The 19,714-nt window shown below is 66.8% G+C and carries 19 protein-coding genes; 10 read left to right on the top strand and 9 right to left on the bottom strand.

The features are described from left to right. Positions 1-34: 34 nt before the first annotated feature. Complete coding sequence (locus QFZ23_RS02660; protein WP_306920397.1) at positions 35-481, top strand: hypothetical protein; 447 nt, start codon at positions 35-37, stop codon at positions 479-481. Between the two features lie 25 nt (positions 482-506). Here QFZ23_RS02660 and QFZ23_RS02655 read toward each other — a convergent pair whose 3' ends face one another. The 5 genes from QFZ23_RS02655 to QFZ23_RS02635 all read right to left on the bottom strand — a co-directional run bounded on the left by QFZ23_RS02655 (position 507) and on the right by QFZ23_RS02635 (position 4,569). Then, positions 507-1,259, bottom strand: coding sequence for a glycerophosphodiester phosphodiesterase (locus tag QFZ23_RS02655; protein WP_306920396.1), 753 nt, complete (start codon positions 1,257-1,259; stop codon positions 507-509). Between the two features lie 128 nt (positions 1,260-1,387). After that, on the bottom strand, positions 1,388-1,630 hold the full coding sequence (locus tag QFZ23_RS02650) for a hypothetical protein (RefSeq protein ID WP_306920395.1): 243 nt from the start codon (positions 1,628-1,630) through the stop codon (positions 1,388-1,390). 107 nt (positions 1,631-1,737) lie between these two features. After that, positions 1,738-2,556: an HAD family hydrolase gene (locus QFZ23_RS02645; RefSeq protein WP_306920394.1), complete on the bottom strand. Its 819-nt coding sequence runs from the start codon at positions 2,554-2,556 to the stop codon at positions 1,738-1,740. Then, complete coding sequence (locus QFZ23_RS02640; protein WP_306920393.1) at positions 2,537-3,229, bottom strand: sensor histidine kinase; 693 nt, start codon at positions 3,227-3,229, stop codon at positions 2,537-2,539. Before QFZ23_RS02640 ends, QFZ23_RS02645 begins: the two co-directional genes overlap by 20 nt. A gap of 254 nt (positions 3,230-3,483) precedes the next feature. Next, a complete protein-coding gene (locus QFZ23_RS02635) occupies positions 3,484-4,569 on the bottom strand; it encodes a LacI family DNA-binding transcriptional regulator (RefSeq protein WP_306920392.1) in 1,086 nt (361 codons plus the stop codon). A 277-nt stretch (positions 4,570-4,846) separates the two neighbouring features. Here QFZ23_RS02635 and QFZ23_RS02630 point away from each other — a divergent pair, with 277 nt between their 5' ends. The 7 genes from QFZ23_RS02630 to QFZ23_RS02600 are packed head-to-tail and all read left to right on the top strand — an operon-like array spanning position 4,847 to position 12,082. Further along, on the top strand, positions 4,847-6,169 hold the full coding sequence (locus QFZ23_RS02630) for an extracellular solute-binding protein (RefSeq protein WP_306920391.1): 1,323 nt from the start codon (positions 4,847-4,849) through the stop codon (positions 6,167-6,169). A gap of 4 nt (positions 6,170-6,173) precedes the next feature. Further along, positions 6,174-7,076, top strand: a complete 903-nt coding sequence (locus tag QFZ23_RS02625; protein ID WP_306920390.1) for a carbohydrate ABC transporter permease — start codon at positions 6,174-6,176, stop codon at positions 7,074-7,076. Continuing rightward, positions 7,076-7,978, top strand: coding sequence for a carbohydrate ABC transporter permease (locus tag QFZ23_RS02620; RefSeq protein ID WP_306920389.1), 903 nt, complete (start codon positions 7,076-7,078; stop codon positions 7,976-7,978). The genes QFZ23_RS02625 and QFZ23_RS02620 overlap by 1 nt, the downstream gene beginning before the upstream one ends. Before the next feature lie 30 nt (positions 7,979-8,008). Beyond that, positions 8,009-9,202 (top strand): Gfo/Idh/MocA family protein, encoded by a 1,194-nt coding sequence (locus QFZ23_RS02615; RefSeq protein ID WP_306920388.1) that lies wholly within the window; start codon positions 8,009-8,011, stop codon positions 9,200-9,202. A gap of 29 nt (positions 9,203-9,231) precedes the next feature. Then, complete coding sequence (locus QFZ23_RS02610) at positions 9,232-10,236, top strand: sugar phosphate isomerase/epimerase family protein (RefSeq protein ID WP_306926623.1); 1,005 nt, start codon at positions 9,232-9,234, stop codon at positions 10,234-10,236. 32 nt (positions 10,237-10,268) lie between these two features. Then, positions 10,269-10,967: a ThuA domain-containing protein gene (locus tag QFZ23_RS02605; RefSeq protein ID WP_306920387.1), complete on the top strand. Its 699-nt coding sequence runs from the start codon at positions 10,269-10,271 to the stop codon at positions 10,965-10,967. Continuing rightward, positions 10,952-12,082 (top strand): Gfo/Idh/MocA family protein, encoded by a 1,131-nt coding sequence (locus tag QFZ23_RS02600; protein WP_306920386.1) that lies wholly within the window; start codon positions 10,952-10,954, stop codon positions 12,080-12,082. The genes QFZ23_RS02605 and QFZ23_RS02600 overlap by 16 nt, the downstream gene beginning before the upstream one ends. Positions 12,083-12,239: 157 nt before the next feature. Here the strand turns inward: QFZ23_RS02600 and QFZ23_RS02595 are convergent, their stop codons facing one another. From QFZ23_RS02595 to xylA, 4 genes are all read right to left on the bottom strand, one after another. Continuing rightward, positions 12,240-13,955: an HNH endonuclease gene (locus tag QFZ23_RS02595; RefSeq protein WP_306920385.1), complete on the bottom strand. Its 1,716-nt coding sequence runs from the start codon at positions 13,953-13,955 to the stop codon at positions 12,240-12,242. Between the two features lie 146 nt (positions 13,956-14,101). Next, entirely contained in the window at positions 14,102-14,260 is a 159-nt protein-coding gene (locus tag QFZ23_RS02590; protein WP_306920384.1) for a hypothetical protein, read from the bottom strand. Beyond that, positions 14,257-15,798 (bottom strand): xylulokinase, encoded by a 1,542-nt coding sequence (locus tag QFZ23_RS02585; RefSeq protein ID WP_306920383.1) that lies wholly within the window; start codon positions 15,796-15,798, stop codon positions 14,257-14,259. The genes QFZ23_RS02590 and QFZ23_RS02585 overlap by 4 nt, the downstream gene beginning before the upstream one ends. Positions 15,799-15,817: 19 nt before the next feature. Next, positions 15,818-17,008 (bottom strand): xylose isomerase, encoded by a 1,191-nt coding sequence (xylA, locus tag QFZ23_RS02580; protein WP_306920382.1) that lies wholly within the window; start codon positions 17,006-17,008, stop codon positions 15,818-15,820. Positions 17,009-17,204: 196 nt separating this feature from the next. Here xylA and QFZ23_RS02575 point away from each other — a divergent pair, with 196 nt between their 5' ends. Together QFZ23_RS02575 and QFZ23_RS02570 are read left to right on the top strand one after the other, a co-directional pair. Continuing rightward, the gene (locus tag QFZ23_RS02575) at positions 17,205-18,491 is read left to right on the top strand and encodes an FAD-binding protein (RefSeq protein WP_306920381.1); all 1,287 of its coding nucleotides are present in this window, start codon (positions 17,205-17,207) and stop codon (positions 18,489-18,491) included. Between the two features lie 10 nt (positions 18,492-18,501). After that, a complete protein-coding gene (locus tag QFZ23_RS02570) occupies positions 18,502-19,713 on the top strand; it encodes an ROK family protein (RefSeq protein ID WP_306920380.1) in 1,212 nt (403 codons plus the stop codon). The last annotated feature ends 1 nt before the right edge of the window (position 19,714 follow it).

Below are 19,714 nucleotides of genomic sequence, written 5' to 3'. Positions count from 1 at the left end.
CGGCCCAGCCGGAACGTATCGAAGGAGCAAGCTGATGGGAATCGGCGACAGCATTGGCAAAGCAGCGGAAAACGCGATGGAGGACCTGGCGCAGACGTCCGATCCCACGGATGACGCCCACGTTCCTGAGCCCGGAGCATCCGACGAGGACATCCAGGTCCACTCCTCCATCAGCGAAGGTTCCAACGCCGGGGATGGTGGTGACGGTCCGCAGCAAAGCGGCGGTACGACCTACACGCCGCAGGGCCCGGGCACCGAGGCGGGCGGAGGCCAAGGCACGCCCGGCACGGAGGAGTCAGCGGACGAGTCAACCGGAGCGGCGACGTCCGGCGGCATCGGCGCGGCCGGCGCCACGGACGCGCCTGAAGCAGCGCGCGGCGTCCCCGGCCCGGCAGGGCTACCCGATCCGGATCCGGAGGAACTGCGGGCAGATCCTTCGGAGGGGGACCAGGACCCGGGCACGGGTCTGGGACGCGGCTAGGTTCTGGGCGCGCCCAGCTGGATACCTAGGCCCACTGCCCGCGCGCCTGCAGGACTTCCTTCAGCAGGTCGGCGCGGTCGGAGACGATCCCGTCCACGCCGAGGTCGAGCAGCCGGTGCATCTCGGCAGGGTCGTTGATGGTCCAGACGTGCACATACAGCCCGAGCTCATGCGCCCGGCGAACAAATCCCGGCGTGACGACGGGAACGGCCCGGTAGCGGACCGGCACCTGCAGGGCATCGACGTCGCGCAGCGCCCGGCGCAGCACGGCCCGCACCGGTGACCCCAGCGTGCCAACGGACAGCAGCGGCCCCAGCACCAGGAAGAGGGCGTTCGCCAGTGTTCCCGCCGATGATGCGGTCCTGCGGCTGAGCTGCTGCAGCACCGCGCGGCGCCGGCGGTCGGAGAAACTCGCGATCAGCACGCGGTCGTGGACCCGGTGGCGCTCTATCGCGGCCACGACGCTGGGCACTGAGTGCCAGTCCTTGACGTCGAGATTGAAGCACGCGTCCGGAAACGCCGCCACAAGTTCGTCGAACGTGGGCACGGGCTCCGTCCCGCCGATCCGCACCCCCCGCACCTGGTCCGCGGTGAGGTCATGGATCCTGCCACGGCCGTCAGTGACCCGGTCCAAGGTGCGGTCGTGGAAAAGGAACAGCACGCCGTCGGACGTGGTGTGGACATCCGTCTCAAGGTGGGAATAGCCAAGCTCGACGGCGGCGCGGAACGCCGCCAGCGAGTTTTCCAGGCCGGCCAGCGAGAATCCGCGGTGGGCCATGGCCACCGGCCTATCCGCCACGGGGCCGCCCGGCCCGGAAGCAGGTCCGGAGGCAGGCCCGCGTTCAGGCCCACCAGCAGAGAAGTAAGGCAGGGTTCCCGTCATCCCCGAAGCTTAGCGGGGCTCCTTTAGGCCGGCAGGATCTCCACGCCGTCGCTGCAGTGCAACAGGGTGCGGCCGCGGCCGCCGTCGAGATCCACCCACACCACGGTGCGGTCCGGAGTGACGGCCGAAACGCGGCCGCCGGTTTCGAATCCGGTCGACAGCCGGACGCTGACCCGGTCCCCCTCGCGCAGGGACGACCAGTGAGGGGCCGGCTCCACGGGACGCAGCGGAGCCTCGGCCGCATTGTTGATCTTTTTCCTGGCCACGATGTCCCCTATCGGTCACTCACCCAACAGGCCACACCCTATGGTGCGGACATGAACGCAAGTTGACCGCCAGCCGGGAATTCGGTGGCAGGCGGGCGACGGCCGGCTTACGGCAGCTGAAGCCCCAGCGCGGCGAGCTTTTCCTCGAGAATCTGGGCCACGCCGTCGTCGTCAAAATGCGGCGCCTGCTGGCCGGCCGCCCGGATCGCCTCCGGATGCCCGCTGGCCATGGCGTAGCCGTGGCCAGCCCAGCGGAGCATCTCAATGTCGTTGGGCATGTCGCCGAACGCCACGACGTCCGCGGCATCAATCCCCAGCGAAGCGGCGTAGTCGGCCAGCGTGACGGCCTTGTTGATCCCGGGCACGGCGAGCTCCAGCATGGCGACGGTGGGCGCCGAGTGCGTTACCGACGCGAGGCTTCCGACGGCGGGGCTCACCTCCGCGAGGAACTCGTCGGCCGTACCTTCGCGGACGATGGCCAGGAACTTGACGACGGCGTCCTCCGCGGTGAGCGTCGAGGCCAGCGGAGCAGGGGTAAATTCGGAGAGGAGTTCGCTTGAGCCGTTTTCGATAAAGCCGGGCTCGAGGTGGAAGCCGGTGAGGGTTTCGGCGGCGAAGAGGGCGGTGGGGCGCACCTTCTTGATGATCCGCCGGATTTCGAAGATGTCGTCGATGGCCATGGTCTGCGCCGAGACAACCTTGTCCGCTTCGAGGTCCCACACCACGGCGCCGTTCGAACAAATCACGGTGCCGGTGTGGCCCAACTGCTCCTCGAGCGGGTGCAGCCAGCGCGGCGGGCGGCCGGTGACAAAGACGAGTTCGACGCCGGCCCTCCGGCAGGCGTGGAAGGCACGGACGGTGCGGTCACTGATTTTTCCGTCGTGCCCAAGGATCGTTCCGTCTATGTCACTCGCTACCAACCGCATGCTGCCAGTTTACGTGGGCGGACTGCATGCTCTCCGCGGCAGCTGACGCCGGCTCTCGATAGGGCGCCTCAGGAGACGCCGCCTCAGGCGACGGGAGGCTCACCGTCACCGTGGTCCCCTTGCCCGGTGCACTCCGCAGGCTGATGGAACCGCCGTGCCCCTCAACAATGGTCTTGCTGACGGGCAGCCCCAGGCCGGCGCCGGGGATGGCCGTCTCTCGCGAGCGGGCGGACCGGAAAAACCTGGTGAATGCCCGTTCCTGCTCCTGTGCGTCCATGCCGATGCCGGTGTCGGCAATGGAACAGAGGAAGATCGTCCGGATTAGCGAGCCCTGGGTGGGCAGTGTACCTAAGGCCGCGGCCGGCAGCACGGTGCTGAGGACGGTTGCGGCCACGGCGAGGACGACGCCGGCCCGGTTGCGGTCGACGGACAGCCAGACCACTGGAAAGACCAGCAGGAGGCTCAGGACGTTGAAGTTGGGACCGCCGGCCTCCCGTGTGAAGCCGATGGCAACGCAGTCCAGCGCCGGAATCACGGCGTATGCGGCCGCCGGGAGCCTGCCCCAGGGAACGGCCACGCTCAGGACAAAAAGCGCCGTGTGGGCCAGCAAGGCGAGGCGGAAGCGTGGATCGGCCAGCGTCTCGGGGTGGAAGACCGCCGCGGCGGCAACCACCAGCAGCACGGTGACGGAGAGGGGCAGCTACCGGACTATGACGCGACCGTGCCCGTCCATGCCGCCAAAGAAAGCGTCCACCTTGTCAGCTACGGCAGAGCCGGAGCCGCCGCCAGACCGAAGCTCCGGCCGGACATCCGGTTCACCCACTCGACTCATCAGTCTCTTCCCCCCGGAGCAGAATGAAGCAAGTTCCTCCGGCTGCTTGAAGGCACTGGTCACAGCCTAACCTGCAGGAGGAGGCACGGCGGAAGCTAGCCCGAAATAATCCCATCTTTACGAGGCCGGTTTTTTCGTGGCCCATCTTCCCGCGGCGGCGCGGTGGACTCCCTAACCACCAGTTCAGTGGCAAGCTCCACCCTTCGCGAATCCAGCAGCTCCCCGCGCATCTGGCGCAGGACGAACCGCAGGGCAGTGGCACCCATCTCCTGCAGCGGCTGGGAAACCGACGTTAGCGGCGGCACCGACTCCTCGGCCTGGTATGTGCCGTCGAAGCCGACCAGGCTCATGTCCTCAGGCACCCGGATCCCCTGCCGGCGCGCTTCGGCGAGCACACCCAGGGCAATGCTGTCGCTGCCGGCGAAGATGGCCGTGGGGGGCTGGTCCAGTCCAAGCAGGTGCTTCATGCCCTTGGCACCGTGTTCCGACCGGAAATGACCCGACAGGACATACTTGTCCTCGACGCCCACGCCGACGGACCTCATGGCCGCCATGTAGCCGTGCAGCCTGGCCTGGTTGCATTCGGCTGCATCAGGCCCGCCGAGGTAGGCAATCCGGCGGTGGCCAAGCTCCAGCAAGTGGGAGGTCGCGGCCTTTCCTCCCGCCCAGTTGCTTGCACCGACGCTGACCACGTCCCCCGGAGGCGGATTCAGGGGGTCAATGACCACCACGGGGATTTTCCGACGGTGAAAGGCATCCAGCTGGGCGTCCCCGAAGGCTGATGTCACGACGATCATGCCGCACCGGCCCTCATCCACGATCCGCTGGGCGCGCTGCTCCGGGGTCAGGGTTGATGCGCCCTGCTTGCCGGTGACGTTCAGCAGGACCTCGATGTCCGAGAGGGCTGCGGACTCGAGCACGCCGTTGAGCACCTCTACGGCATAGCCGGATTCCAGGTTGTCGATGACCACCTCGACCATTTGCCGCCCGGAGACGTTCCGGCGGTTCTGCAGCGGAGACTTGTAACCGGTCCGCGCCAGCGCGGTCAGCACTTTGGCACGGGTGTCCGCAGAGACGTCGTCCCTGCCGTTGATCACCTTGGAAACAGTGGGAGTGGAGACACCCGCCTCCCGCGCCACGGCCGCCAACGTCAGCTTGCCTTGAGATTCGATCCTGGACATCCATTCCCTTTTCGAAAGATTTCGAGACCTCAGTCTGCAGGCCTCACACCGTTTCGTCAACGCTCCATCAGCTTTAGACGCAGAAGAAAACCCTTGACGCATCCCCGCGCCGTCGTTATGTTTTATCTCACACCGCAAGTTTTATCGAAATATTTCGGAAAAGCGGCGAACGTCTCAGCAATCAGTTCATGGGCAGCCGCCTGATTCCAGGCGAGCTCCCGTATACGCAAAGCCGGGCTATCAGCGTCGAGTCCGATGGATGAATGGAAATGTTTAGATGACAACTCGAAAGTTGCGCTCAGTCGCGATGGCAATCTCGGCAGCCGCCCTCTCGGTGAGCCTGGCCGCCTGCGGCTCCAGCGGCCCTGCGGGATCCACCTCGGCAGGTGACGGTTCGGCCTCCATGTGGGGCCTGACGGGCGGAAACCAGCCTGTGCTGCAGAAATCGGTGGAGGCCTGGAACAGCGCACACTCCGACCAGTCCATCAAACTGGACTTCTTCGCCAACGATGCCTACAAGACCAAGGTCCGCACCGCCGTCGGCGCCGGCGAAGGCCCCACCTTCATCTACGGCTGGGGCGGCGGCGTCCTGAAGTCCTACGTCGATGCGGGCCAGGTGGAGGACCTCTCGGCCTTCATCAAGGAGAACCCCGAGGTGAAGGAGCGCTACCTTCCTTCCGTCCTGAAGAACGGCGAGATCGAGGGCAGGACCTACGCCCTGCCGAACAACAACGTCCAGCCTGTGGTTCTCTACTACAACAGGGAAGTCTTCGACAAGGTAGGCGCACAGCCGCCAAAGACCTGGGACGAGCTGATGGCGCTCGTGCCGAAATTCAAGGAGGCCGGAGTCGCCCCGTTCTCCCTGGGCGGCCAGTCCAAGTGGCCCGACCTGATGTGGCTGGAGTACCTCGTTGAGCGCATCGGCGGTCCCGAGGTCTTCGCGAACATCGCCGCAGACAAGCCCAACGCCTGGTCGGACCCCGCCGTGACCGAGGCGCTGACCAAGATCCAGCAACTGGTGGACGCCGGCGGCTTCGTGAACGGCTTCTCCTCCATCGCCGCGGACAGCAACGCCGACCAGGCCCTGCTCTACACGGGCAAGGCTGCCATGGTCCTGCAGGGCGGCTGGATCTACCAGGGCATGAAGAAGGACGCAGGCAGCTTCGTCACCGGCGGCAAACTCGGCTTCACCACCTTCCCCACCGTCGAAGGCGGCAAGGGCGACCCCGCCAACGTGGTGGGCAATCCCTCCAACTTCTGGTCCATCTCCGCCAAGGCCACCGACGAGCAGAAGAAGGCCGCCCTCAACTACGTCAAGGATGGAATGTTCACCGACGCCGACACCGACGCACTCATTGCCTCCGGCGCCGTCCCGGTAGTCAACGGCATCGAAAGCAAGCTCGAGGCTTCACCCGACAAGGACTTCCTCACCTTCGTCTACGGCCTGGCCAAGAAGGCGCCGAGCTTCACGCTCTCTTGGGACCAGGCGCTGAGCCCCGCGCAGGGCGACGCGATGCTGTCCAACCTTGACCAGATCTTCCTCAAGAAGATCACCCCGGAGCAGTTCGTCTCCACGATGAACGCCACGATCGGGAAGTAACAGCGTGACCATCACCAGTTCCAACCGCCGGCGGGTCCGCGACGCGGGCCCCTCGGGGTGGCTGGCAGCGCCAGCCCTTGCCTTCTTCCTGGTGTTCGCCGTCGTCCCGCTGGCCGGAGTCGTTTTCCTCAGTTTCACCAGCTGGGACGGACTGCGCGAGATCCGGCTTGAGGGTCTGGCCAGCTGGACCACGGTGCTCACCGACCCGGTCACGGGCAACGCCCTGCTGGTGACCGCCAAGATCGTGTTCTTCTCGTTCATCGTCCAGGCACCGATCAGCCTGCTGCTCGGCGTCTTCACTGCAGGAAGCCAGAAGTACCGGGCAGCGCTCGCCGTCCTGTACTTCCTGCCGCTCCTGCTCTCCTCAGCCGCCGTCGCCATTGCCTTCAAGGCGCTGCTGGACCCCAATTTCGGCCTCGGTCCGGGCCTCCAGGTGCCCCTCCTGATCCAGGACTGGCTCGGAAACTCCGACCTCGTCCTGTTCGTGGTGGTCTTCGTCATCGCGTGGCAGTTCGTCCCGTTCCACACGCTCATCTACCAAGGCGGCGTGCGGCAGATCCCCACCTCGCTGTATGAGGCCGCGGAGATCGACGGCGCGGGGCGGGTCCGGCAGTTTCTGAACATCACCCTGCCCCAGCTGAAATACACCATCATCACCTCCTCCACCCTCATGGTGGTGGGCAGCCTGGCTTACTTTGACCTGATTTTCGTTCTCACCGGCGGAGGCCCGGGCTACAGCACCCGGCTGCTGCCGCTGCACATGTACCTGACCGGCTTCAAGGCCAACGACATGGGTGCGGCGAGCGCCCTGGGCGTCATCCTGATCGTCATCGGACTGGGTCTGGCCCTGCTCCTGCAGCGCCTCGGCGGCAAGAACCGGAACGACAGCCAATTGGAAGGAGCCTGATGGCTTCCACAACACAGCTCCCCGCGGCTCCGGAGGCACCGGTCCTCACCCATGCCGCACCGCGCCTGAACTCCAGGCGCGCGGGCCGCCGCCGGCCAAACCTGCCCGGCGGCCTCGGCGGCTGGCTCTGGCTCGCGGTGATCGTCCTGCCCATTTACTACGTGGTGATCACCAGCCTAAAGAACCAGGCCGGATTCTTTGCCACTAACCCCATGCTTCCGCCCGCCGAACCGACACTGGACAACTACCGGCTGGTGCTGGAAAACGACTTTGCCCGGTACTTCCTGAACAGCGTCGTGGTCACCCTGGGCACGGTCATTCCGGCGCTGTTCGTCTCGTTCATGGCGGCATACGCGATCGTCCGGGGCAAAGGCCGGTTTGTGAACTGGACCAACAACCTGTTCCTCCTGGGCCTGGCCATTCCGCTCCACGCCACCATCATCCCGATCTACTGGATGATCACCCGGGCCCACCTGTATGACACACTGCTGGCCCTGATTCTGCCGTCCATCGCCTTCGCCATTCCGGTGTCCGTCCTCATCCTGTCGAACTTCATGCGGGACGTGCCCAACGAGCTGTTCGAGTCGATGCGACTGGACGGCTGCTCGGACTGGGCCATGCTGTGGCGGCTGGCCCTGCCGATGACCAAGCCGGCGGTGATCACTGTGGGCATTTACAACGCCCTGCACGTCTGGAACGGCTTCCTGTTCCCGCTGATCCTCACCCAGAGCCCCGCCACGCGGGTGCTGCCGCTCTCGCTCTGGACGTTCCAGGGCGAATTCAGCGTCAACATCCCCGCAGTGCTCGCCTCGGTAGTGCTGGCCACGCTGCCACTGCTGGTGCTGTACATCGTGGCCCGGCGCCAATTGATCAGCGGCCTGACGGCCGGTTTCAGTAAGTAACCACACGGATTTCCCACGAAAGGACATTGGATGACAACCGCGAAGCCACTCCGCGTCGGCATGGTGGGCTACGCCTTCATGGGGGCCGCCCACTCCCACGCCTGGCGAACAGCGCCCCGGTTCTTCGACCTGCCCCTGCAGCCGCAGCTCACCGCCGTCGCCGGCCGGAATGCCAGCGGCGTCAGGGCAGCCGCGGACAAGCTCGGCTGGGAGTCGACTGAAACGGACTGGCACCGGCTGATTGAACGCGACGACGTCGATCTGATCGACATCTGCACCCCCGGCAACACCCACGCCGAGATCGCGGCCGCCGCCCTCGAGGCCGGCAAGCACGTGCTGTGCGAGAAGCCGCTGGCCAACTCCGTCGAGGAGGCGGAGCGGATGACCGTTGTAGCAGAGGCGGCAGCGAAGCGGGGTGTCTTTGCGATGTGCGGGTTCAGCTACCGCCGCACGCCGGCCTTGGCACTTGCCAAGCGCATGGTGGACGAAGGCCGGCTGGGCACCATCCGCCATGTCCGCGCGCAGTACCTTCAGGACTGGCTGTCCGATGCGAACGCCCCCATGACCTGGCGGCTGGACAAGAGCAAGTCCGGATCCGGATCCCTGGGGGACATCGGAGCGCACAGCATCGACGCGGCCCAGTGGATCACCGGGCAGAAGATCACCGGAGTCTCCGCGCTTCTGGAGACGTTCGTTCCCGAGCGGCCCCTGGCCGGAGACCTGGTGGGCCTGGGCGGACACGGCGACGTCGGCCAGGACGCTCCCCGCGGGGCCGTCACCGTTGATGACGCCGCAATCTTCAGCGCCCGGTTCGACGGCGGCGCTGCCGCAGGGGGCGCCGTCGGCGTCTTCGAGGCGACCCGCTACGCACTGGGGCGGAAGAACGCCATGCGGCTGGAACTAAACGGCACCAAGGCTTCCATCGCCTTCGACTTCGAGGACATGAACGCCCTCTCCTTCTACGATGCAGCCGAATCGCCCGACGCCGGCTTCCGCCGGATCTTCGTGACCGAACCTGAGCATCCGTACGTCGGCAACTGGTGGCCCACCGGGCACGGGCTCGGGTACGAGCACGGCTTCACCCACCAGGTGGTGGACCTCGTTCACGCGCTTGCACAGGGCAGTCAGCCGGAACCGTCCTTCGCGGATGCCCTGCAGGTCCAGCGCGTACTGGCCGCCGTGGAGGGCAGCGCAGCCAACTCCAGCCAGTGGCAGAAAGTCTGAAACCCATGACTGCAGAACAGGGAAACCCGATGACACGACCCATAACACTCTTCACCGGCCAGTGGGCCGATCTGCCCTTCGAGGAGGTGGCCCGGCTCGCCGGAGAGTGGGGTTTTGACGGCCTGGAGATCGCCTGCTGGGGCGATCACCTTGATCCGCGCCGCGCCGCAGAGGACGACTCTTATCTCCAGGGACGGCTGGACATCCTGGAGAAGAACAACCTCAAGGTCTTCGCCATCGCCAACCACCTCACGGGGCAGGCTGTTTGTGATGACCCGATCGACGAGCGCCACCAGGGCATCCTGACGTCCGAAGTTTGGGGCGACGGCGATCCGGAGGGCGTCCGCACCAGGGCGGCGCAGTCCATCATGGACACCGCCCGGGCCGCCGCCAGGCTTGGCGTGAAGACCGTGACCGGGTTCACCGGCTCCTCCATCTGGAAGGCCGTGGCGATGTTCCCGCCCGCTTCGGAGGCCATGATCGACGCCGGGTACCGGGACTTCGCTGACCGGTGGAACCCTATCCTCGACGTTTTTGACGAGGTGGGTGTCCGTTTCGCCCTCGAGGTGCATCCCTCCGAGATCGCCTACGACTACTGGACCACCAAGCGCACCCTGGAGGCCATCGGGCACCGGGCCGCCTTCGGCCTGAACTTCGACCCGTCCCACTTCATCTGGCAGGACCTGGACCCGGCGATGTTCCTGCAGGACTTCGCTGAGCACATCCTGCACGTGCATGTGAAGGAGTCCGTCCGCCAGCTTGACGGGCGCAACGGCCGGCTCGGCTCGCACCTGGCCTGGGCCGATCCGCGCCGTGGTTGGGACTTCGTCACAGCAGGGCACGGGGATGTGCAGTGGAACAGGATCTTCCGCACACTGAACGCCATCGGGTACGCCGGCCCCACCAGCATCGAATGGGAAGACGCCGGCATGGACCGGCTGACCGGTGCGCCGCAGGCACTGGCCCTGGTCAAGAACCTCGCGGCCATTGCCCCGCCCGCCGCGGCATTCGACGCCGCCTTCGCCACCCGCTGAACCACCAATCCTGTAACCAAAGGAGCTTTGTTATGACCGGAAACAAGTCCGCCCTGGTGGTGCGCGGCGGCTGGGACGGCCACCAGCCCTTCGAAGCCACCGAACTTTTCATCCCGTACCTGAAAAGCAACGGGTACGACGTGCGGATCGAGGAATCGCCCAAGGCCTACGCCGACACCGCCTACATGGCGGGAGTGGACCTGATTATGCAGTGCATGACCATGACCACGATTGAAAGGGACGAGTTCGAGGGACTGCGGGCCGCCGTCGAGAACGGCACGGGTCTGGCCGGCTGGCACGGCGGGATCGCGGACTCCTACCGCAACAACTCCGACTACCTGCACCTAATCGGCGGCCAGTTCGCGTGCCACCCCGGCAAGCATCCGGACGAACGCATCGGGGAGCAGTCCGACAACTACGTGCCGTACACCGTGAACATGCTCCCGGCCGCCGCCCACCATCCCATCACCGAAGGCATCTCCGACTTCGAACTTGTCACCGAACAGTACTGGGTGTTGGCCGACGACTACATCGACGTCCTCGCCACCACCACGCAGAAGGTCCGCGAGTGGGACCCGTGGCATCGCGAGGTGACCTCACCGGCCATCTGGACCCGCAAATGGGGCAAGGGCCGGATCTTCGTCACCACCCCCGGCCATCACGTCGACATCCTCCAGGACACCAATGTCCGCACCATCATCGAAAGGGGCCTGCTGTGGGCAAGTCGCTAGACACAGGAGAGCACACAAGAGTAGGAATCATTGGCTGCGGCGCCATCATCGCCCAGTACCTCGCGAATTTCCGCCGGCTGGACCAGATCGAATTGGTGGCGGTGGCCGACCTGGACCCCACGCGCGCCCAGGCTGTGGCGGACGACTACGACGGCGTCCGCGCACTTTCCGTGGAAGGCCTCCTGGCCGCGGGCGACGTCGACCTGGTCCTCAACCTGACCATCCCCGCGGCCCACGCCGACGTTGCCCTGAAGGCCATTGCCGCCGGAAAGAGCGTCTACGGGGAGAAGCCGCTCGCGGCGACCACCGCCGAGGCGCGGCAGGTGCTCGAGGCGGCACGCGTGGCGGGCGTCGTCGTCGGCTGCGCTCCCGACACGGTGCTCGGCACCGGGATCCAAACCGCCCGCAAGGCGATCGACGACGGCCTGATCGGCGCGCCGATCAGCGCAACAGCCACCATGGTGACGCCCGGCCATGAACGCTGGCATCCCAACCCGGACTTCTACTACCAGCCCGGCGGCGGACCCCTGCTGGACATGGGCCCGTACTACGTCAGCGCGCTGGTCACGCTGCTCGGCCCTGTGGTCTCCGTGGTCGGTGCCGCCAGCCACACCCGCAACGAGCGGACCATCGGCTCCGGGCCGCGCGCTGGCGAGACGGTGCCGGTGGCAGTCGACTCACATGTCACTGGGGTGCTCGTTCACGCTTCCGGTGCACTGTCCACGCTGCTCATGAGCTTCGACGCCGTGAAGTCCAAGTCGCCCAATATCGAAATCCACGGTGAACGCGGCTCCTTGGCGGTGCCCGACCCGAACCATTTCGACGGCGATGTCCAGGTCTTCCCGCTGGGCGCGGACGACTGGCAGAACTTGCCAGTCTCAGCGGGCTACGTCGACTCCGGACGCGGTTTCGGGATCGCCGACCTCGCCGCAACACCACAGGGCACCGAGCCGCGCGCCGGCGGCCAGCTGGCCTACCACGTCCTCGAGGTGATGGAGTCCATGCTGGCTTCGGCCCGGACGGGTTCCGCAGTGCAGATCAAGAGCATGGCGGCCCGTCCGGAACCGGTGGAACTGACGACGCTGGCCGCGCAGGTCGCCGAGGTCAGCTCGTAGGAGCCAACTCCTCCCCTAACCGGGTTCCGCGGCGGCGGTATTTCCGCCGCCGCTTCACCGGTTGCGGCTTCGCTTCTAGTGTTCCGGCTGGCTGGTTCCGGACAGGGTGGTTACGGGCAGGGTTGGTTTCACTCCTGCCGGTTTCGCGCGCCCAGGTTCAGGTCGGTCCAGCGCCGGGTAGCGGTGGTGCGGTGGAGTGGTAGGTGTGGCCGGTGGGTGTGGTGAGTTCGATGGTGTGCCGTGGGCCGGGTCTGGGTTGGGCTTTCCAGCCGGGCAGTTCCTTGGTGTGGTTGCACGCTTCGCAGAGCCCAGCGCCGTTGGCCAGGGACGTTGGGCCGTTCTCGTGCCAAGGGATGATGTGGTCGTGGTGGCGGATGGGTGCGTCGCAGTAGGGGGTCCGGCAGGTGTCGTCGCGTATTTGGATGAAGCGGCGCAGCTTTGGCGGGAAGAGCCGCCTTCGGGAGTCCATGGCCACCGGGTCGCCGGTCCCGGGGGCGGTGTAGAGCCGCCGGACCCAGGTTTTGAACTCCTTCATATCGGCGGTGGAGCCGCTCGCCGCGGGCTGGAGGCGATCCGGCCAGCCAGGATCCTGGAACTGGGTCGGATCTTGTCTCCGTCCCGCTCCCTGCTCCTGCGTTACCAGGGTCCGTGCCCAGGCGGCGGGGACGATGCCGTAGCCGGGTATCCGGGCGGGTTCGCTGTCGGCTTGGAGGAGGGTGCGGTCGGTCATGACGAGGCTGATCTCTACGCCTGCGATGCCGCCGGGGGTGCCGGTGGTCCGTTCGACGAGGGTGTCGGCCATGGCCTGGTTCCGGGAGCGCGCGTCACCGGCGGACTTGAGGGTGTCCGCTTGCCGGGTCAGGGCCGCGTAGACCGCGACGCCCTCATGGGCGGGCAGCAGCGCCGTCAAATAGGTCATGCAGTCCGGGGCCGGGCGCAGGCTCACGGACCGCTCCGACGCGGCATGGCTCGCGCGTTGGGTGACCGAGCGGGAGTCCCGCCGGATAGCGGCGGCCTTCACAGCGGCGATGACGGCCCGGGTTCCGGCGCCCGTGAAGGTTCCGGTGTCTGCGGCGAGCTCCTCATCGACGGCGGCCCGGTCATCCACCGACAGGCAGGCTGTCTCTTTCACGACATGCATGACGCGCTCTTCGTTCAGCTGTCCGGTGTCCAGAGCGCCCAGGGTGTGCGGCGGCATCTCGGTCACCAGTGCCTTCGCCGTGCCGAGCAGCCGGCCGCCGCGGTGCGGGGACTCGCCGCGGGCCAGGGCGATCTGCTCGGCTGCGCCCATGCTGTGGTCTTTGGGGCGTTTCTTGCCCAGGTCCTCGACCGACAGAGGGGTGAGGTTGGTCTGCGCCCCGTGTTCGGCGTGTTCCTGGCGGTGCCGGATCTCGAAGGCGACGGCAAGCCTCGCCTGTTGCCCGGCAATCAGGCACTTGATCTTCTCCCATGCCTGCATCTGGTCGATCAAGCCCGCACAGTCGGTGCTGAGGTCCGCCCGCAAAAGGACCCTTGCCGCAGCGACCCGGTCCCCGATATTCGGCCGGGGTGTACCCGCACCGGAGGCAGCGCCGTCGGGACTAGGGGCATCGGCGAACAGGACATTGGCAAACAGGGCCTCGGGAAACGGGTCCTCCGGAATAGATGCCGGATACGCGGCGTCGAGGTCATCGTCGTATGGAGCTCCGTCCTCCAGGAACTCGTCATCTGCGAATTCGTCGAAGGGAATAGCCTCGTCCGTGAACCAACCGTGGGGAATCGCGTCAAGGGGAAAAACTGCGTCCGGAAAAAGGGCGTCGGGAACCGCGGCAGCGTGCAGGGTGTCACCGTGCGGCGCTCCTGCTGTCAGTGCTGAATTCCCGATGCCTTCCATGAACACAGTCTGCCAAGGGGGTACGACATTAAAGCGCTGATCCGGCACCAACCGAGGTCGTGATCCAAAAGTTTCTTGAATCCACCCGAGAACGAAAACTAAGTAGCAGCTCACGGCCTTCCCGGCCCTGGGAACGCCCTGAAGTGCTACCCAGTTGGGCGCCCGGTCCCTGAGCCTGCGTCGGCGTCGGCTTCGACGTCGGCGTCGGCTTCGGCTTCGGCGTCGGCTTCGGCTTCGGCTTCGGCTTCGGCTTCGGCTTCGGCTTCGGCAAGCTCAACCAGCGGCTCAGGTTTCGACAAACTCAACCAGCGGCCTGCTCCACCTTGCGCTGCTCCACCCTGTATTGCTCGAGAATCGCAGGACGGAAGTCCGGCTCGGGGTGGCCGTCCAGCGCCACCTTCCAGTTCGGCCGCTCGCCGGTCAGCGCCCAGGCCGCCTGCACAGCCGCACCTCTGGCCACGTACTCGCCGGGGCTCGGAACCAGCACGGGCAGGTCGAAAACCTGGGCCGCAATCCGCTGGACCGCAGGGTTCTGCACGGCGCCGCCGATCAGCAGGAGCCGCTCGGCCGGGTGGCCCAGGCCGCGGAGGGCATCGAGTCCTCCCGCCAGCCCGCACAGCATCCCTTCGATGGCGGCCCGGGCAATGTTGCTGCGTGTGGTCGAGGCGATGGTGAGCCCGGAGAAGCTGGCCCTCGCGCGGGGCAGGTTGGGCGTCCGTTCCCCCTCGAAATACGGGACCAGCACCACGCCGCCCGCCCCCGGTTCTGCGTCCAGCGCCAGCCGGGACAACTCGCCGAAGTCCACGCCCAGCAGCCCGGCGACCGACGTCAACACCCGCGCTGCATTAAGGGTCACGGCGATCGGCAGGAAAAGGCCGCTCGCGTCCGCGAAGCCCGCCACCGTCCCGCCCGGGTCGCCAATCGGCCCATCGGAGACGGCGAACACCGTCCCGCTGGTGCCCACGGACACGACGACGTCGCCCGCCCTGGCGCCCAGGCCCAATGCCGCAGCGGCGTTGTCCCCCGCACCGGCACCAAGTCTTATGGGCGGCACTGGCAGCACGAACTGTTCCGTCGGCACGACCTCCCCCACCACGGAAGGATGGACCTCGCCGGGTGAGGCGCCGGGCGCCAGGACCCGGGGCAGGATCACTGCATCGCTGGCCCCTGGACTGTCACTGCCCGACCCGGACGCACCAAACGTATCCGGGCCGGCTTCGACGGCGGGCCGGCCAAAGGCGAGGCTGAACAACTCCAGATCATAGGTGCCCGCTGCCGGGTTCCAGTAGCCGGTGCCGCTGGCGTCGGAGCGGTCGGTGGTGAGCTGCCCCAGGTCGGGTCCCAGGGGGCTGGCATCGGCGGGGCCATAGCCCCGCAGGCGCCACGTCAGCCAGTCGTGCGGCAGGGCGACGGCGGCGACCCGGCTGGCGATCTCCGGCTCATGGTCCCGGACCCAGCGGACCTTGGTGACCGTGAAGGAGGCCACAGGCACCAGGCCTGTCCGCTTCGCATAGTCCTCGGCACCAACCTCTTCGGTGAGGGCCGCGGCCGACTCTGCCGAGCGGGTGTCGTTCCAGAGCAGCGCCGGCCGCAGCACGTTGCCCTCCCGGTCCAGCAGCACCATGCCGTGCTGCTGGCCACCAACGGAAAGCGCGCCGACCCCGGCGAGTCCGCCGGCGTCGTCGAGCGCTGCGGAGAGCGCCCGCCACCAGTGGTCCGGGTGAACCTCGGTGCCGTCCGGATGGCCGGCACGGCCCTCCCGGACCAGTGCGCCAGTCTCAGCATCCAGCACTACCACCTTGCAGCTTTGGGTCGAGGAATCGACCCCGGCAACGAGTGACATGGGAGCGGCCGTCACAGTATCAGCGGGCGCCGAGCAGGTGCTCGATGAAGAGCTGCTGAAGCTTGACGAAGCCGAAGCCCTTGCCGCCGAAGTAGGCGTCGGCGTCGAAATCCTCGTACGCCGACCTGTCGGCGAGGAGCTGCTCGTAGCCTTCGCCGGGGTTCAGGGTGGGGACGTTGATCTCGGAAACCCTCGACGCCTCCAGGGCAGCCTGCACCTCGGGGTCGGAACGGAAGGCTTTGGCGCGCTCCTTGAGCAGCAGGTAGGTCTGCATGTTGGCGGCCGCCGAATCCCAGACGCCGTTGATGTCCTCGGTCCGGCTGGGCTTGTAATCGAAGTGGCGCGGGCCGTCGTAAGCGGGGCCGCCCTGCGGACCGCCGTTTTCCAGCAAGTCGACCAGGGAGAAAGCGTTCTGCAGGTCGCCGTGGCCAAACACCAGGTCCTGGTCGAACTTGATGCTGCGCTGGCCGTTGAGGTCGATGTGAAAGAGCTTGCCCTGGTACAGCGCCTGGGCGATGCCGTGCGTGAAGTTCAGCCCGGCCATCTGCTCGTGGCCGGTTTCGGGGTTGATGCCCACAAGCTCCGGGCGCTCGAGGGTCTCGATGAACGCCAGGGCGTGGCCGAGCGTGGGCAGCAGGATGTCGCCGCGCGGTTCGTTGGGCTTGGGCTCGATTGCGAAGCGGATGTTGTAGCCCTTGTCCGTCACGTAGTCGCCCAGCAGGTTCACGGCCTCGCGGTAGCGCTCGAGGGCCCCACGGATGTCCTTGGCGGCGTCATACTCGCTGCCTTCGCGTCCGCCCCACATCACGAAGGTTTCAGCGCCCAGCTCGGCGGCGAGGTCGATGTTCTCCAGGACCTTGCGCAGGGCAAAGCGGCGAACACCCCGGTCGTTGCTGGTGAAGCCGCCGTCCTTGAAGACCGGGTGGCTGAACAGGTTGGTGGTGACCATGGGCACCACCATGCCGGTGGTCTTCAGCGCGCCGGTCAGGCGGTCGATCTCCCGCTGCCGGTCAGCCGCGGAGCAGCCGAACGGGAAGAGGTCGTTGTCGTGGAAGGTGATGCCGTAGGCGCCCAGATCGCTGAGCCGGTTGATGGCTTCCACGGTGTCCAGCGGCGGGCGGGTCGCGGAACCGAACTGGTCCTGCGCCTCCCAGCCGATGGTCCACAGGCCGAAGGAAAACTTGTCATCACGCGTGGGCTGAATCGCCATTGAGTGCTCCCGTTTGGTTTGGAGGGACCTGTCCCGCGGGAAGATCCCTAAAATGTTCCACAACCAAACATATTAGGTTTTGACCACCTGTCAACCGCTTTTCGGGGGTGGATTATCAGGATCTGCGGTCGGATACCCTATCCTCGCGGCCGACTGGAGTGTTATGTTCTCTAAAACACCAAACGAAGGGCAGGCAATGGCCAGCGAAGCAGGAACTAAGCTGCACACCGAGGAGTACAACTGGGCCGGCAACCTCAGGTACGCCGCCGCCGAGGTGCGGGAACCCCGGACCGTGGCGGAGCTTCAGGACCTGGTTGCGGGCGCGTCCCGGCTTCGCGCGCTTGGCTCGCGGCACTCCTTCAACCGCATCGCCGACACCACCGGTGCAATGGTCTCGCTCGAATACCTCGCACCCGCCATCGACGTGGACTCCGCGAACATGACAGTGACTGTGAGCGGCGGAACCCGGTACGGGACCCTGGCGGCGGAGCTGCAGCGGCAAGGCTACGCGCTGCACAACCTGGCTTCCCTCCCCCACATCTCGGTGGCCGGGGCCGTCGCCACCGCCACGCACGGATCAGGCGACCGAAACGGCAACCTGGCCACCGCCGTCGCCGGCCTTGAGCTTGTGACAGCCGACGGCGGGATTCTCACCGCCCGCCGCGGCGAAACCCCGGACTTCGACGGAATGGTGGTGAGCCTTGGCGCCCTCGGCGTGGTCAGCAGCCTGACGCTGGACATCGAACCTGCCTTCCCGGTGACGCAGAGGGTCTTTGAGAACCTCCCGTGGGACCAGGTGCTGGAGGATTTCGACGGCGTCACCTCCTCGGCGTACAGCGTCAGTCTCTTCACCGACTGGAGCGGGGACCGGATCGGCCAGGCGTGGCTCAAGTCCCGGACGGAGGCGGAAGCCGCAGCGGAACCCGCCAGTTTCTACGGCGGCAGCCCGGCCACCGAAGCCCGGCATCCCATCGCCGGGGTTTCCGGCAGCACCTGCACGCAGCAGCTGGGCGTGGCCGGCCCGTGGTCGGACAGGCTGGCCCACTTCCGGATGGAGTTCACCCCCAGCAAGGGCGCCGAGCTGCAAAGCGAATACCTGGTCCCGCGCGGGCACGCCGTGGACGCCATCGAGGCCATGCGTCGGCTGTCCCATTTGGTGACTCCGCTACTGCTGGTCTCGGAAATCCGCACCATGGCAGCGGACCGCCTCTGGCTAAGCCCGAACTACGGAACCGACAGCATCGGGCTGCACCTCACCTGGCGGCAGGACCAGCCCGCCGTCGAGGCCGTGCTCCCGGTGATCGAGGCCGAGCTGGCGCCGTTCGGCGCCCGTCCGCACTGGGGCAAACTGTTCGACGCCGATGCCTCCCGCCTCGCGCCGCTTTACCCGCGCTTCGCCGACTTTAAGGCCCTCGTGGGCCGCCTCGATCCGGAGGGGAAATTCCGCAACGATTTCCTCGACACCAAGGTCCTCGGCAGCTGATATCGTTCCGATGATGCCTTCCCCTCGCCAACGGGCTGCCCCGACCGCCCCGCCCAGCGAGCTGGACCCCTCCAGGCGGAACAACCTGGCGCTGATCACGTCCCTGGTCCACCATCACCGCGTCCTCAGCCGGGCGCAGCTGACGAAAAGGACCGGGCTCAACAGGTCAACGGTCGGAACCTTGATCGGCCAGCTGGCCGCCCTCGGCCTGGTCTACGAGACGGCGCCCATCGGCGAAGCACAAGTGGGCCGGCCCAGCCCCGAGGTGCGTCCGAGCCCTTCCATCGCGGCGCTCGCCGTCTACCCGGAGATCGACGCCGTCACCATCGGGCTGGTCAACCTGGGCGGCATCGTCCAAAAGAAGATCCGGTTCGCCACCGAACGGATTCCCAGTGCACGGGAAGCGGTGAACATCGCCGCTGCCGTGATCGAGGGGATGCGCACGGAGCTGGACCACTCGTACCGGATCACCGGCATTGGTGTGGCGGTGCCCGGCCTGGTAAACCCCGACGACGGAACGGTCCGCCACGCGCCGCACCTGGGCTGGCGGGACGAGCCTGTTGCCCGGATGCTAAGCGAAGCCACCGGTTACGCCTGCCAGGCCGCCAACGACGCCTCGCTCGCGGCCGAGGCGGAACTGATCTTCGGGGCCGGTGCCGGGCGGGACAACCTCGTGTACCTCAACGGGGGCGCCAGCGGCATCGGCGGCGGGATCATTTCCAACGGCATGCTGCTCCGCGGCGCCTCGGGTTTCGCCGGGGAACTGGGCCACACGTTCGTCCGCACGTCCGGCGAACAGTGCCACTGCGGCGCCACCGGCTGCCTGGAAACAGAGGTGTCCCAAGGACGGCTCTTCGAAGTCCTCGGCCTCAGCGGCGGCGACACGCCCCAGCTGGAACAGGCCCTGAGGGCGTCAGGCAGCCCCGCCGTCGCAGAGGAGATCTCCCGGCAGCTGGGCTTCCTGGCCATCGCGCTCCGGAACGCCGTCAACACCTTCAACCCGGAGGTGATCATCCTCGACGGTTTCCTGGGGGTCCTTTACGCGCTCGCGCCGACCACCCTCGACGAGCTGCTGCTCTCCCAGGCGATGGACGGGCCGGCCGCCCAGGCCAAGGTGCACCCCGCGGCACTCGGGTCCAATCTGATGATGATCGGCGCCGCGGAACTGGGATTCGCCCGGTTCCTGGCGGACCCCACGGGGCTGGGTTCCGTCGCGGAATAGC

It is taken from the genome of Arthrobacter globiformis (assembly GCF_030818015.1).
GTDB lineage: Bacteria > Actinomycetota > Actinomycetes > Actinomycetales > Micrococcaceae > Arthrobacter > Arthrobacter globiformis_C.
Note: the sequence above shows the minus strand (reverse complement) of the source record. Positions and strands in the feature narration are given on the sequence as shown.